Origin of the sequence: Haloferula sp. (assembly GCF_049672945.1) — a bacterium.
Lineage (GTDB): Bacteria > Verrucomicrobiota > Verrucomicrobiia > Verrucomicrobiales > Akkermansiaceae > Haloferula.
Genome location: NZ_JBATWY010000010.1, coordinates 14,739 through 28,237, shown reverse-complemented (window position 1 = coordinate 28,237; position 13,499 = coordinate 14,739). Strand labels below are relative to the sequence as shown.

The 13,499-nt window shown below is 60.0% G+C and carries 12 protein-coding genes; 9 read left to right on the top strand and 3 right to left on the bottom strand.

The features are described 5' to 3' along the window. Window positions 1-92 precede the first annotated feature (92 nt). From WBG04_RS01005 to WBG04_RS00985, 5 genes are all read left to right on the top strand, one after another. Window positions 93-1,412, top strand: a complete 1,320-nt coding sequence (locus tag WBG04_RS01005) for an MFS transporter (protein ID WP_424312470.1) — start codon at window positions 93-95, stop codon at window positions 1,410-1,412. Window positions 1,413-1,495: 83 nt separating this feature from the next. After that, window positions 1,496-3,736, top strand: coding sequence for a peroxiredoxin family protein (locus tag WBG04_RS01000; protein WP_424312469.1), 2,241 nt, complete (start codon window positions 1,496-1,498; stop codon window positions 3,734-3,736). Between the two features lie 128 nt (window positions 3,737-3,864). Continuing rightward, entirely contained in the window at window positions 3,865-4,476 is a 612-nt protein-coding gene (locus tag WBG04_RS00995; protein WP_424312468.1) for a DUF2760 domain-containing protein, read from the top strand. Continuing rightward, on the top strand, window positions 4,473-6,311 hold the full coding sequence (locus WBG04_RS00990) for an Hsp70 family protein (protein WP_424312467.1): 1,839 nt from the start codon (window positions 4,473-4,475) through the stop codon (window positions 6,309-6,311). Before WBG04_RS00995 ends, WBG04_RS00990 begins: the two co-directional genes overlap by 4 nt. A gap of 7 nt (window positions 6,312-6,318) precedes the next feature. Further along, window positions 6,319-9,012, top strand: coding sequence for an Hsp70 family protein (locus WBG04_RS00985; RefSeq protein WP_424312466.1), 2,694 nt, complete (start codon window positions 6,319-6,321; stop codon window positions 9,010-9,012). A 6-nt stretch (window positions 9,013-9,018) separates the two neighbouring features. Here the strand turns inward: WBG04_RS00985 and WBG04_RS00980 are convergent, their stop codons facing one another. Then, window positions 9,019-9,372, bottom strand: a complete 354-nt coding sequence (locus WBG04_RS00980) for a cupin domain-containing protein (RefSeq protein WP_424312465.1) — start codon at window positions 9,370-9,372, stop codon at window positions 9,019-9,021. 25 nt (window positions 9,373-9,397) lie between these two features. After that, the gene (locus WBG04_RS00975; RefSeq protein ID WP_424312464.1) at window positions 9,398-9,934 is read right to left on the bottom strand and encodes a hypothetical protein; all 537 of its coding nucleotides are present in this window, start codon (window positions 9,932-9,934) and stop codon (window positions 9,398-9,400) included. A 330-nt stretch (window positions 9,935-10,264) separates the two neighbouring features. Here WBG04_RS00975 and WBG04_RS00970 point away from each other — a divergent pair, with 330 nt between their 5' ends. Both WBG04_RS00970 and WBG04_RS00965 read left to right on the top strand, forming a co-directional pair. Then, on the top strand, window positions 10,265-10,711 hold the full coding sequence (locus tag WBG04_RS00970) for a septal ring lytic transglycosylase RlpA family protein (protein ID WP_424312463.1): 447 nt from the start codon (window positions 10,265-10,267) through the stop codon (window positions 10,709-10,711). A 111-nt stretch (window positions 10,712-10,822) separates the two neighbouring features. Continuing rightward, on the top strand, window positions 10,823-11,305 hold the full coding sequence (locus WBG04_RS00965; protein ID WP_424312462.1) for a hypothetical protein: 483 nt from the start codon (window positions 10,823-10,825) through the stop codon (window positions 11,303-11,305). Here WBG04_RS00965 and WBG04_RS00960 read toward each other — a convergent pair. After that, a complete protein-coding gene (locus tag WBG04_RS00960) occupies window positions 11,302-11,805 on the bottom strand; it encodes a glycine cleavage system protein R (protein ID WP_424312491.1) in 504 nt (167 codons plus the stop codon). The two genes, WBG04_RS00965 and WBG04_RS00960, sit on opposite strands and share 4 nt — an antisense overlap. A 172-nt stretch (window positions 11,806-11,977) precedes the next feature. Here WBG04_RS00960 and WBG04_RS00955 point away from each other — a divergent pair, with 172 nt between their 5' ends. Together WBG04_RS00955 and purU are read left to right on the top strand one after the other, a co-directional pair. Continuing rightward, the gene (locus WBG04_RS00955) at window positions 11,978-12,577 is read left to right on the top strand and encodes a hypothetical protein (protein ID WP_424312461.1); all 600 of its coding nucleotides are present in this window, start codon (window positions 11,978-11,980) and stop codon (window positions 12,575-12,577) included. 52 nt (window positions 12,578-12,629) lie between these two features. Beyond that, window positions 12,630-13,490, top strand: a complete 861-nt coding sequence (gene purU / locus WBG04_RS00950; RefSeq protein WP_424312460.1) for a formyltetrahydrofolate deformylase — start codon at window positions 12,630-12,632, stop codon at window positions 13,488-13,490. The last annotated feature ends 9 nt before the right edge of the window (window positions 13,491-13,499 follow it).

The following is a 13,499-nucleotide window of genomic DNA, read 5'->3' as shown; positions in this document are numbered from 1 at the left end:
GTCGGATCGTCCAGCCCAGTGATCGCTTTCCTTGTTATGCCAATCGCTCCATCGCCCTTGCGAACAGGCCAAGCCCGGCCCATAGCTCGTCGGTGTCCTCGCTGATCCGCCGAACCGGAGCCTTCTCCCACCGCAACCCTCGGCTCTTCGTCTGGTTCCGTGTGCTCTACAACGCCCGCGCCTACTATCCGATCCTCGCCATTTTCTTCCTCGATCTCGGTCTGACACTCGACCAGTTCGTGATGCTCAACTTCGTCTGGGCCGCCACGATCTTCCTCCTCGAGGTGCCGTCCGGGGCCTTTGCCGATACCCTCGGCCGCAAACGTCTGCTGGTCGCCGCTGCAGCCATCATGGTGGTGGAAATGGCGATCCTACTGGTCGCCCCGAAAGACGGCGGCTGGCTCCTGCTCGTTCTTTGTGCCATCAACCGCCTGCTCTCCGGTGCCTCCGAAGCGGCCGCCAGTGGCGCCGACGAAGCCATCGCCTACGACAGCCTCCCCGAAGAAAACCGCGAGCATGCGTGGGATGATGTGCTTTCGACCACCATGCGCTGGCAAGCCGCCGGCTTCCTCATCGCCATGAGCCTCGGCGGCCTGCTCTACGATCCTTCTTGGTTCAATCGACTCGTCCCCGAGAGATTCGCGATCCCCATCGAGGTCGCTCACCGCCTGCCGATGGCGCTGGTCTTTCTTCAAGCCATCGCCTGTCTGATCATCACCCTCCGCCTTGAGGAAACCCCTCCGAGGACGGGCAACACCGCCGAGCGCTGCCGCTCCGCATTCAAGCTCACCCTGCGCACCGCCAAACGGGCCTTCACAACGAGAAACATCGCCGTGATCCTGATCGGAGGGCTCTTGATCGACTCGGTGATCCGCAACTTCGCCACCATCACCAGCGAGTATTATCGCCTGATTCAGGTGCCCGAGTGGGCCTTCGGATTGATCGGCTCGGTGATCGCCATTGGAAACTGGTTCGTCCCCGCCATTGCCAAGCGAATCAATCATCGCTTCCAAGCGCTAACAACCTTGGCCATCGCAGCAGCTGTCACAATCGTCGGCCTCCTCGCTCTGGCTCTCGCAACCGCCTGGCCATGGCTCGGCTTGATCCCCGCCGTGCTCTTGATGAGCCTGCTCGGACTCGTCGGGTTCACCGTCAGCCGTTTCCTTCACAGCGTCGCCGAATCCGACCAGCGGGCAACCCTGCTCAGCGTCAAAGGCCTCGCCTTCAATCTCGGCTACGGTGCCTATTCACTCGGCTTTTCCCTGCTGATCGCCGGACTGCGGGGAGCTACAGGCGGCGACGCGGCTTTCCAGACAGCGCTTTACTGGCAGGTGGGCATCGTCGCCCTGATCTTCACCGCCTACTTCATCCGCGTCCTCTGGCAGCGAAAAACGGATCAAGCAGCCGGATGAAACGAATCATCTGTTTCCTCTGTATTTGATTTCAGGCAATGACTGGGTGACGGTCGGCTGAACTAAAAAATAACAGCAAGCTGATGCCCCGATTTCTCCTCATCCTCCTCACCAGCCTTGCCTCCGCCGAGCCACCTTTGCCTGGCCACTCCCATCAAGGGCACGCCTTCAACGAAGGGCCAAGACAGGAAGCCGTGTGGATCGATGGGACCGGCGATGTGCATCTGCCAATCACCAGCGACTGGGATTCTGCCCAGACTTTTTTCAATCAAGGTCTCGGCCAACTCCACGGCTTCTGGTATTTCGAAGCCGAACGTTCATTTCGCCAAATTGCCGCGAACGACCCGGAATGCGCGATGGCTTACTGGGGCATGGCGATGGCCAATTGGGAAAACCAGGAACGCGCCAAGGGGTTCATCGACAAGGCGAGCGAATTGTTCGAATACGCCTCACCCCAGGAACAAGCCTACATCAACGCGCAGGCCAACTTTCTCGACGGCATTCCGAAGGACCCGAAAGCACGCAATCAGGAACTCCTTCGCGATCTCGAAGATCTCATTCATCGCTATCCGAATGACCTTGAGGCCAAAGCCTTCCTCGCCTGCCGTCTTTGGCAGTTCTCCGAAAAAGGGGGTATCCCGATTCCCAGTCACGAGGCCGTCGATGCCCTCCTGCAGCAAATTTTCGCCAAGGCCCCACTCCACCCAGCCCATCACTACCGCATCCATCTCTGGGACAAGCAGAAGGCCGGGCGCGCCATCGACTCGGCCGCCGTTCTCGCCACCACCGCCCCGGCCATCGCCCACATGTGGCACATGCCGAGCCACATTTATTGGAAGCTCCACCGCTACGAGGACACCGCCTGGCATCAGGTGGCATCCGCCCGCATCGATCATGCCCACATGATCGAGAAAAGACTCCTCCCGGATCAAATTCACAATTACGCTCACAACAATGAATGGTTGGCGAGAACCTGGGTTCACCTCGGCAACAAACGCGATGCCCTCGCGATGGCGAAGTCACTCCTCGCCAACCCCCGTCACCCGAAACTCAACTCCCTCGAAGGGAAAGCCCACTCCTACCGCTACGGCCGCGATCGCCTGATTGAGATTCTCGAAAAATTCGAGCTTTGGGACGAAGTCATCCTGCTTGCCGGCACCCCATGGCTTGAACCGCTGCCGAAAACACGCGACGAACTCCCACGCCTGCGTCTCCTCGGACTCGCCCAGTATCATCTGGACCAGACAAGCTACCTTGAGAAGACCATCGAAAAAGTTGAGAAGCTCAAGGCGAAGACCGAGCAGGCGCATCAGAAGGCCCAAGCGCAAGCACGCAAGGGAGCTGGTGATAAACCAAGGAAGGAACTCGACCGCCTCGCACGCAATGCAGGCCGACCCCATGCGCAGGAACTCGAGACCATCAATAAGACCCTCGACGAACTGACAAGCTGCCTCGCATTCCTGAATGACGACCCGGAAGCCGCTCTGTCAGTCCTCGAAAAGTCCCAAGCACCGAGTTATGCCAAGGCGCTCGATTGCCTTGTCATCGGAGAAATTGAAAGGGCCGACAGCCTTTCAAAAAAGGCGGTCGAAAGCGGTCCGGGAGAAACCCTTCCGCTCGCAGCACGCATCGAGGTCCTCCACCAACTCGGTCGTCATGACGAGGCCCGCGAAGTCTTCGAGACACTCAGAAAAAGCTCCTCCCAACTCGATCTCGCGGCTCCTACCTTTGCTCGACTTGCGCCCATCGCTGCCGAATATGCCTTTCCCGAAGATTGGACGCTTCCCTACGAAACTCCGGCCGATTTTGGCGAGCGCCCGGATGATTCCACGCTCGGTCCGCTTCATTGGAAACCACCCGCCGCTCCGCGCTTCAATATCTATGACCAATTCTCAACAAGGTTCTCTCCCTCGAACATTTTTGGATGGAAAAAGCCCGTCATCCTCATCCACTACCTCGGGCACTCCTGCCTTCACTGCGCCGAGCAACTCAATGCCATGGCGGAACAAATCGATGAGTTCGAGGCCGCCGGCTTAGCCGTGGTCGCCGTCAGCACCGACCAACCGGAAGATCTTGAGAAGTCCCAGGCCAATTACAACGCCGGCGGCGAAGAGTTCCCCTTTCAACTTCTCGCTGATCCCGATTTGGACACCTTTCGCGCTTATGGCGCTTATGATGAATTCGAAAAACAAGCCCTTCACGGCACCTTCCTGATCAGCCCGGACCGCAAGCTCCTCTGGTCCGATATCGGCGCCGAGCCCTTCATGGATCTCGACTTTCTTTTGGAAGAATCCAAGCGCCTGCTGAAGCTCCACCGCCGCTAGCCGAGTGGCTTCCCAGCGTCATTGGCCGGATTGCTGCTTTTTCTCACTTGCGATCCGGACCTTTCCGTTTCATTGCCCGACCCCAACAGCCCCGCTTCCGGGGCTGAAATCACCCCTCTTCACCAACCGTGAAACCATTTCTCATCACCAGTTCCCTCCTCGTCGTGGTGCTCAACGGACTTCTCATGGTCCCCGCCCTCCACGAGCACGCCATGCCACTCGGAGCATCCGCCACCGGCCTCGCCGTGCTGACCCTCGGTCTCGCCATCGCCAGCGGCGGAAAATCAGCCTCACCCGCCACCCCGACAGCGCCACCCGCCGCCGCACCCCCTCCGGCACCGCCCGCCAACCAAGCCGAGGCAGAAGTCATCGCCTTCTTCGGCCTGCTCCAGGAGAAAGGACGCTTCGTCGACTTCCTCATGGAGGACATTACGCCCTTCGATGATGCCCAGGTCGCCGCCGCCTCGCGGGTCGTCCATCAGGGTTGCAAGGCGGTGCTCAACGAACACTTCGACATCACCCCGGTCGCCGAAGGATCTGAAGGCGCTTCCTTTACCGTTCCCGCTGGATACCCAGCGGATCAATTTCGCCTGTTAGGCAAAATCAGCGGCGAAGCACCCTTCACCGGCACGCTCGTTCACAAGGGCTGGAAAACGACAGGCGTCAAACTGCCCCGGATCCTCAAGTCCAACGAAGATCACCTGCCCGCCATCGCACCCGCCGAAGTGGAATTGAAATGAGCAGCTCATTCAGCCTCGGGATCGACCTCGGCACCAGCAACAGCGCCGCCGCCATCGAGGACTTCGAAAGCGGACGCAGCTCCATCGTCGAAGTCACCCAGATCATCGGCCCCAATCAGGTCGGCGAGAAACCCACGCTCCCTTCGGCCCTCTACATTCCCCATCCCGATGAGTTCCCCGGCGATTCGCTTCGCTTGCCATGGTCGAAAGCAAACGAAACCGCCATCGTCGGCCAATTCGCCAAGGACCATGGAGCCTTGGTCCCCGACCGACTCGTCACTTCGGCGAAATCCTGGCTATCGAACTTCCACACCGATCCAAAGAAGCCGGTCCTGCCGTGGAACTCGGACATCACCGAGGCCAAGTTCTCTGCCTTCGATTGCTCACGCCTCTATCTCGAACACCTGCGCGAAGGTTTCCTCGAGGCCGAGCGGGCGGAAGGCCGCCACTGGGACCTCGGCTCCGGCCAGGTCGTGATCACCGTGCCGGCCTCGTTCGACGAAGTCGCACGCACCCTTACCACCGAAGCCGCGGAGGCCGCCGGCTTCGGAGAAGTCGTGCTCTTGGAGGAACCCCAGGCCGCCTTCTACGCATGGACCGCCCAAAGCGACAGCGATTGGCGGAAGCAGGTCGGCACCGGCGATATCGTGCTGGTCTGCGACGTCGGCGGAGGAACCGCCGATTTCAGCCTGATTGCGATCACCGGTCAGGACGGTTCGCTCGAACTCGAACGCATCAGCGTCGGCGAGCACCTGCTGTTAGGTGGCGACAACATGGACCTCGCCCTCGCCTACACGCTTCAGGCGCAGATTGAGGAAAGCGGCAAGTCCCTCGACGACTGGCAGTTCCTCGCCCTGATCCACGCCGCCAGCCGGGCGAAGCTCCAACTCTTCAACGACCACTCGCTCAGCGAAGTGCCGATTGCCGTCCCGTCGCGCGGCTCAGGGCTCTTCGCGCAGACCGTTTCCACCAAGCTCGACCGCAGCACCCTTGAAGCGGTGGTCCTGGATGGATTCTTTCCGCTCACTTCGATCACCGAGCTGCCCGAGGATTCCTCGACCGACGGCCTTCAGGAATTCGGCCTCCCCTACGCGGCGGACCCGGTGGTCAGCAAGCACCTCGCCCGCTTCCTCAGCCGCAGCCTGATGAACGTCAAGGCCAGTGAAGCGCTCACCGCCCTGACCAAACCCGAAGCTCTCGTGGGTGAATGCCTGCGACCCACTGCCGTCCTCTTCAATGGCGGCGTCTTCAATGCGGAACCGATCCGCCAACGGGTCATCGAGCTCCTCACACAATGGACCGATGGCGAAGCACCCCGCGAACTGGCCGGATTCCAGCCCGATCTCGCCGTGGCCAAGGGAGCCGCCGTCTACGGCCGCAACCGTGCCACGGGTCAGGGCCTCCGCATCAAGGCCGGCACCGCCCGATCCTACTACATCGGTCTGCAATCTACGAGACCTGCCGTACCTGGATTCAAACCGCCGATCAAAGCACTCTGCGTCGTCCCCCAAGGCATGGAGGAAGGTAGCGAATTCATCATCGATGGCCAGGAGTTCGGCCTGACGATTGGGCGGCCCGCCACCTTCCGTTTCTTCGCCTCGGAAGTTCGCAGTGGTGACACCCCCGGTCAGATCATTCCCAATGCCGAGAAGGATCTTGAGGAAACCAGCAAACTCGAAGTCACCCTGCCCGCCATCGAAGGTTTCCCCGAAGGCCAGGCGGTCCCCGTCCGAATCAACCCCCTGATCACCGAAGTCGGCCAGCTCGAACTGTGGATGAAACACACCGCATCCGATCATCGCTGGAAGGTCGAGTTCGAGGTGCGCACCGAGTAGCGCCACCATGGCTCCCTCAAAATACAGCATCGGCATCGACCTCGGCACGACCAACTGTGCCCTGGCCTACGAGCCCATCGAAGGAGGTGGCACCCGGATTCTCCCAATTCCCCAATGGGAAGGACCCAACTCCCGAGTCGAGTCCGAGACGCTGCCATCCTTTCTCTACCTCCCGACCGCTGCCGAAGCCCCTTCGCTTGGAGGAGAGGCCGCGTGGGTCGCCGGGCGCTTCGCCAGAAAGCAGTCCGCCGAAGTCCCGGGCCGGGTCATTCACTCGGCGAAATCCTGGCTGGGCCACCACGTCCTCGATCGCAGCAAGCCCTTCCTCCCGTGGCACTCGGACTCACTCACGCGCAGCGAGCACCTCTCGCCGATCGAGGCTTCGGCGATCCTGCTCCAGTATCTTCTAACAAGCTGGAATGCCCGCTTCCCCTCCGACCCGTTCAACCAGCAGGCAGTTACCATCACCGTTCCGGCCTCCTTTGACCCCGTTGCTCAAAAGCTCACCCTCGAGGCGGCCAAACAGGCAGGATTCCCCGACGACGTCCGCCTGATCGAGGAACCCCAGGCCGCCTTCTACCGCTGGCTCGAACAGCACGAGAATGCGGATTCCCTTCTAAGCGATCGCCCCACCCACCTCGTCGTCATCGACATTGGCGGCGGCACCTCTGACTTCAGTCTTTTCGAAATCTCAAAAGCTTCGCCGCTGCCACGCATCCGACGAGTGGCGGTCAGCGATCATCTGCTGTTAGGTGGGGACAACATCGACCTCGCCATCGCCCACCGCGTCCAGCAAGCGCTTCCCGCCGGCACCGAACTGGCGCCGATCCAGTGGAGCTACCTCGTCGCCCGCTGCCGGGAGATCAAGGAAGCCTGCCTCGGCGATGTTGCCGGGGAAGACTTCACCGTTTCCATTCCCGGTCGAGGCTCCGGCCTGTTCGGCGGCACGCTCACCGCAAAAATCCAGCGTGAAGACATCCTCACGATCCTGATCGACGGTTTCTTCCCTCACTGTGCCGCCGACGCCGAACCCGACCGCGACGAAGCCGGTCTCCGGGAGGTCGCCCTGCCCTACGCCACCGACAGCGCCGTCACCCGCTACCTCGCCGAGTTCCTCCAAGGAAGACCGAGGGTCGACGCGATGCTGTTCAACGGAGGCACCCTTCATCCAGAGCTCCTGCAGCAGCGCCTCATCGATCAGATTGCCAGCTGGCAGGACGGCCAAGCTCCCCTCAACCTTCAGAACCCCGAGCCCACCCTCGCCGTTGCCCGCGGCGCCGCCCGCTTCGGGTCGATCACGCGTCAGAAGCTCCAGCGTATCGAAGCCGGATCAGCCCGCGCCGTGTATCTCGAAGTCGCCGCCAAAGACAGCGCCCGCCAACTCGTCTGCATCCTCCCCCACGGGGCCGAGCCTGAAGAAGTATCCGAAGTCTCCCTCCCCGACCTCACCCTGATCCTCGGTCGCCCGGTCAAGTTCCAGTCATTTTCCACCACACGCCACGCCAGGACCCGCGCCGGTGCCATCGTCGCATGGGACCCTCGCAGCTTTCATCCGCTTCCGCCGCTGCAGACCACCGCCCGATTGCCCGGTGCCTCCATCGACAGCCTGCCCGTCCATATCACAGCCAGCCTCAATGAAGTCGGCCTGCTGAACGTGCTGCTGGTCAGCGCCGACCCCGAGATCGTGGCGTCATGGCCACTGGAATTCAACCTCCGCCCACACGACGAAACTCCATCGATCGATACGAGCACGATGGACTCGGGCGTCGATGATGAAACCCTCAAAGCCGCCTCCGATCTCATCGGCCACTACTTCCGTAGTAGCTCATCCAAGAAACAGAAGCTCACCGCCAACAATCTCCTCAAGAAACTCGAGGAGGCTCTCGGGCAGCCCAAACATGAATGGAACGGACTTCTGCTGCGAAGCCTGTGGCCGGCACTTCATGACTGCTCGGAGTTCTGCAGCCAGTCGCCAGATCACGAGGAAGCCTGGCTGATCGTCGCGGGCTACCTCCTGAGGCCCGGGTTCGGTTTCGATGGCGACCCCACCCACATGGATCAACTCTGGCAGCTCCGCGCCAACGGCCCGGCTCACCCGGGCAAACGCACGGCTGTGCAGCAGTGGGTGACCTGGCGGCGCGTCGCCGGCGGGCTCGATCACGACCGCCAACAAGGCATTCTGGCCCCGGATCTCGAGAAACTCTCCGGCAGGAAGGCCTCGGCCGAACTCATCCGACTCGCCGGCGCCTTCGAGCACCTCGAGGTCTCTCTGAAAGCCGGACTCGCGACCGATTTCACGTCCCGCGTCGTCGAGTTGGCCCAGACCAGGCAATACTGCGCGCCCTGGCTTGTCGCCCTCGGCCTCCTGCTCAACCGCGCCCCACTCTACGCCGGACCGTCCACCGTGCTTCCCCCCGAGCAGGTAACCGAAGCCTATGAAAAATTTCGTGACCTCGATTGGACAAGCCCCGAACTCCTCGAGATCCAGAACCTCTTCCTCCGCGCAGCCAGAGTTGTCGATGACCCGGCACGCGACCTTCCCAAAGCCATTCGCCATCAAATCGCCGATCAGCTGGAGAAGTCCGGGGTCGCCGCCGTGAAAGCCGACAAGGTCCGTAGCTACCTCGCCATGGAGGCCACAGATCACGCCGGTCTCTTTGGCGAATCACTTCCACCGGGTCTGGTGCTCGCCGCTACTTAGCTCCACTCACTCGAAGAAAGTATCCTCGTGCCGATAAGGCGGGGCACAGCAACAGAGGAAACGAAGATCTTCCTTGGCGACCATCTGGTGCCACGTGCCAGCCGGGATGAGAATCGCATCGCCGACTCCAACCTCACGAGTCTCCCCATCAATCTCCATCGTGCCTGCGCCCTCGAGGATGAAATAGAACTCCTCACTGTCCTTGTGCCAGTGCCGCTCGGTTTTACCACCCGATCGAATTGTCGCTTCCGCGAGACTCTGTTTCTCAACCGGAGCATTCGCCAGATCAAGAATGCTGCGAATCGTCGAACCGTCCTTGGTGGTGAACGGCGTTTGTTTGTCGAGCGCACGGACTTCCATGCCGCTGATCCGACATGCCAAAGACCTAGTCGCCAAGAAAAACCAACTCCTCGGCCACGCGATTCAGAGTCAGCCGCGCTTGAGGCAGGATTTCCGATAGGTCTCCGAAGAGCTGCCTCGGAGCATGGCGTGGAATGTTCGGGTTGTCGGCCGCTTCTCGATAGGCCTGCCGTGCGAAGTTTTCGTAAAACTCGATTCCCGGTGCGCCACGACGTTCGCATCGACGTTTAATGAATCCGGGAAACAATCCGGTCAGCACGAGGAACTGGTTGCCTGCCGCCACCTGAAGATGGAAACGAAGACGTCCGCGTGCCGACTCAAGAATCGAAATGAAGTCAGCCGCATGGGTCACTCCCGATGGGACACCTTTCAAGACATCGTCCGGCTCAGCACCCACCCGCTCCGCCATCACACTGGAAACAAAGTCGGCAATTGCCACATCCTCGATTCCTGCTTCAAGGAACGAGTGCCGGACGAGCACGTAGAAATAAAAGATCGGTGACACGCATACCGCGCCGGGTGAATCAATCACCCCCCGAAAAACCTCTTTGAGATCGAGCATCTCACGAATCGCCTGGGGGTCTTCCCAGAGCGTCCAAAGGTGCCGATCCTGGTCTCCGGGTGAGAGAATTGAAGCGAGAAAGGCGAAGTCCGACCGAGTAAACCGATCGCAACAGGAGGAAATCCACGTCTCCATCATTGGAGACCAACTACCAGAAGCTTTGCCAATCTGACGATAAAAAACTTAATGAATCCTAACTAAACCTGAGAAAACCATTGATTCCACGGGAAAATCGTCATTTTCCTCAGTCGGCATTTTGCCTTGTCACCTCCCGCGAACGGTCTTATCGGAGCGCTGCCGAACGTCGGCGTAAACCACTCAGAACAAACCATGACCCGGACAATCCAATCCGCGGCCCTGGCATTTGCCGGAGCCCTCCTCTTCACTTCATGCGCCACTCAGGCGAATCAGAAAAAGGAGCCCATCGCCACCCAATCCACCTGGAACGTGAAATCCGTGCAGAAGGGCCAGGCTTCCTGGTATGGCATCCGCTGCAATGGCGGGACCCACACCGCCAGCGGTGAAACGCTTTGCAACTACGCCCCCACCGCCGCGCACAAGACCCTGCCGATGGGCACCAAGGTTCGCGTAACCAATCTCAACAATGGCAAGTCGGAGATCGTGAAGATCAATGACCGCGGCCCCTACACCCCCGGTCGGATCATCGATGTGACCGAAGGCGTCGCCAAGCGACTCAAATTCTTCAGCAACGGCATCACCAAGGTAAAGGTGGAAGTCATCGAAAAGGCTAACACCGAAGAAGATTCCAAGAGCTAAGGCAGGAGTTCGAGTTGATTTTTTCAAGGCCCTCGCTTTCATCAAGCGAGGGTTTTTTTTCGTCCTCAAACGACGGGAATTGATGAATTGACAGTAAGCTCGCGATCAAGCGTGCTTCCAACGAAGTCGATCCCTCCCGGTTCGACAACGAATCTTTTTTCGCCGCCCGACCCGACGATGTATCGCAAGCAATCCGCCGATGGCTACCGTTCGCTTCCTCACAAGCGACCTTTCTTGGCAGCCGGATTCATCGCGATGATCCACTATCTGGCGCTGATCACCGCCATCACCTTGGGCTTCATCCTCGTTCAGGAAGGACAGAAGAAGGTCACCTACGCCTTCATCGCCGCCGTGATCGCCGTCGCGATTAGCTGGCTCTTCGGCTTTTTCCGCCGCTCATCCGCCAAGTGCCCACTGTGCAAAGGCACCCCTCTTCTCGACACGCAGGCAGCCAAACACAAAAAGGCCTATCGCGCCTTCCCCCTGAACTACGGCACGACCGCACAAATCAGCCTGCTGATGACCCACCGTTTCCGCTGCATGTACTGCGGCACCGGCTTCGACCTTCTTCGCAGGCCATCAAAAAACCGCTAGTTCGGATCACTCCGCTCAACCGTGACGGCAAGATCTTCACCGAGCGACTCAATCGATTCGACCAAGGCTTCCATTGAAAGCATTTGGGGCAAGGAAACCACCCCGACCGCGTGAAATAGCGGATGACCAGCCATCGGCGCACTTTCCAGCGCGGTGTGAAGTTCCTCAACGTTGGCCCCTGCTTCAGCAATCGCCGCCGACAGCGCTTTGACAATGCCCGGTCGATCGTTCCCCACCACATCCAGCGTGAGCATCGCCTGCTTCGGAATCTCGGCCACCGCCTCGCGCTTCACTTGAATCGAGATACCCTCCTCTGAAAGGGCTTCAAGCGCCTGCACCAGGCCCATCATCTTGGCGGCGTCACACTCGATTCTCAAGATCCCGGCGAACTGGCCCGCCAAGCGAGCCATCCGACTTTCAAGCCAATTTCCGCCGTGATCCGCAATCGTCTCCGATAGCTGTTTCACGATTCCCGTACGGTCTGATGCAAGCACCGTCATAACTACCGACTCGTTCATGGAGCCATCAAGCACGAGGCCGAAACCAAGGTCAGGTCTTTTCTCAGACGATTCATTATTAATAGTTTAGATAACTTGATATTTTATTTTAGAGAAATTCACGGTTGACCGCTTCCGGTGTGACGTGCAGATAATGCTACCAATCTATCTCGCCATGATCATCCCCGACAACATCAGCCCCTTCCCGGTGCTTCCTGCGTCACACGACTCGGAGAAGAAGCCACGGATCGAGATCGAAGGCTTCGTATGCGAAGACACGATCCGTGAAATTCTCGCGGGGCCGCTGTCAGTCTCTCCCCTCGTGACGACCCAGGTTCCGATCGATGAAGGCTTTGCGGGACGGAATGATCTGGTCACCCCGGTGGCATGCCCCTTTGTGAAGCCGCAAGCCTGCCCATTTGTGGCGCTTTCCTCGGACGAAGCCTACGCGGATGAGGCTTCCATGGTTCTGGAATCCAACGGACCGCACCCCGCTCTCGCGGAGCCCACTCACGTCGCTCCCACGATTACCCGGGTCGAAGCCAGCAAGGGCTGGAGAAAGCGCCACAACAGTGACCGCTGGTGGGTTCTCGGCATGGGCGTCGCCCTCCTCGCCGTCCTCGGATCCGGCACCGTGATCGAAATGGTCTCAAACGAGGCGCTTCGCCGTTCGCAGATCACCGAAGCCGTCGAAACAGCTACTCCCGTAGCAAAGGAGAAAAGCTCCGACCATCAGCCGCTCGCGATCTCGAATCCGGAATATCCCGCCCCGTGAGTCACGCTCTGGGATTGCGTCGGACCAAATCATCCGCCTCAATCCCGTCCCCATGGCTCGCCCCGGACTGATCCTCAAACTTTCCTGCCCGGACCAACCCGGCATCGTCTCGAAGATTTCCGGCTACGTCGCCTCTTACTCGGGCAATCTCGTCGAATTCGCCCAGTTCACCGACAAGCTCGCTGGCCGCTTCTTCTCCCGCCTCGAAATCGAAACCGGCGGACTCACCGTCGAAGTGCAGGATTTCATCGACGGCTTTGGCACCCTCGGCCGTGCCCTCCAAGCCCAGTGGCACTTCCGCCGCCTGCCCTACAAGATGCGCACCGCCGTGCTGGTCACCAAAACCGATCACTGCCTGCAGGAAATCCTCTGGCGCACCGAACTCGGCGAACTCCCCGTTGAGATCACCTCGATCATCGGTAACCGCGATACCTGCAAAGCGATCGCCGATCACGCCAAGATCCCCTTTCATCAGATCGAGATGGACGGCGAAAGAAAGACAGCAGGCTTTGCCGAAATCCAGCAGCACCTCCAGGCCGAAGACGTCGAGTTGGTGGTTCTGGCTCGCTTCATGCAGATCCTTCCCGATGACTTCTGCCGCGCCTATCAGGGACGCATCATCAACATCCACCACAGCTTCCTCCCCGCCTTCATTGGTGCCAACCCGTATCGTCAGGCCTACGAGCGTGGCGTGAAACTGATCGGTGCCACCTGCCACTACGTCACCGCCGATCTCGATGCAGGCCCGATCATTGAACAAGAGGTCGACCGCGTGCAGCATTTCCACACCCCCAACGATCTCGCCCGACTCGGCCGTGATTGCGAACGAGCCGCCCTTGCCCGTGGCATCCGCTACCACGTCAACGACCGCACCATCATCGACGGCAGCCGCGCCATCGTGTTTCCGGATTAAGCTCGCCAT

What these genes read in the sequence shown, in the direction of transcription:
- WBG04_RS01000 (WP_424312469.1), top strand. Translation starts at nt 1,496, where the DNA reads ATGCCCCGATTTCTCCTCATCCTCCTCACCAGCCTTGCCTCCGCCGAG.
- WBG04_RS00990 (WP_424312467.1), top strand. Translation starts at nt 4,473, where the DNA reads ATGAGCAGCTCATTCAGCCTCGGGATCGACCTCGGCACCAGCAACAGC.
- WBG04_RS00985 (WP_424312466.1), top strand. Translation starts at nt 6,319, where the DNA reads ATGGCTCCCTCAAAATACAGCATCGGCATCGACCTCGGCACGACCAAC.
- WBG04_RS00980 (WP_424312465.1), bottom strand. Translation starts at nt 9,372, where the DNA reads ATGGAAGTCCGTGCGCTCGACAAACAAACGCCGTTCACCACCAAGGAC.
- WBG04_RS00975 (WP_424312464.1), bottom strand. Translation starts at nt 9,934, where the DNA reads ATGCTCGATCTCAAAGAGGTTTTTCGGGGGGTGATTGATTCACCCGGC.
- WBG04_RS00970 (WP_424312463.1), top strand. Translation starts at nt 10,265, where the DNA reads ATGACCCGGACAATCCAATCCGCGGCCCTGGCATTTGCCGGAGCCCTC.
- WBG04_RS00960 (WP_424312491.1), bottom strand. Translation starts at nt 11,805, where the DNA reads ATGACGGTGCTTGCATCAGACCGTACGGGAATCGTGAAACAGCTATCG.
- WBG04_RS00955 (WP_424312461.1), top strand. Translation starts at nt 11,978, where the DNA reads ATGATCATCCCCGACAACATCAGCCCCTTCCCGGTGCTTCCTGCGTCA.
- purU (WP_424312460.1), top strand. Translation starts at nt 12,630, where the DNA reads ATGGCTCGCCCCGGACTGATCCTCAAACTTTCCTGCCCGGACCAACCC.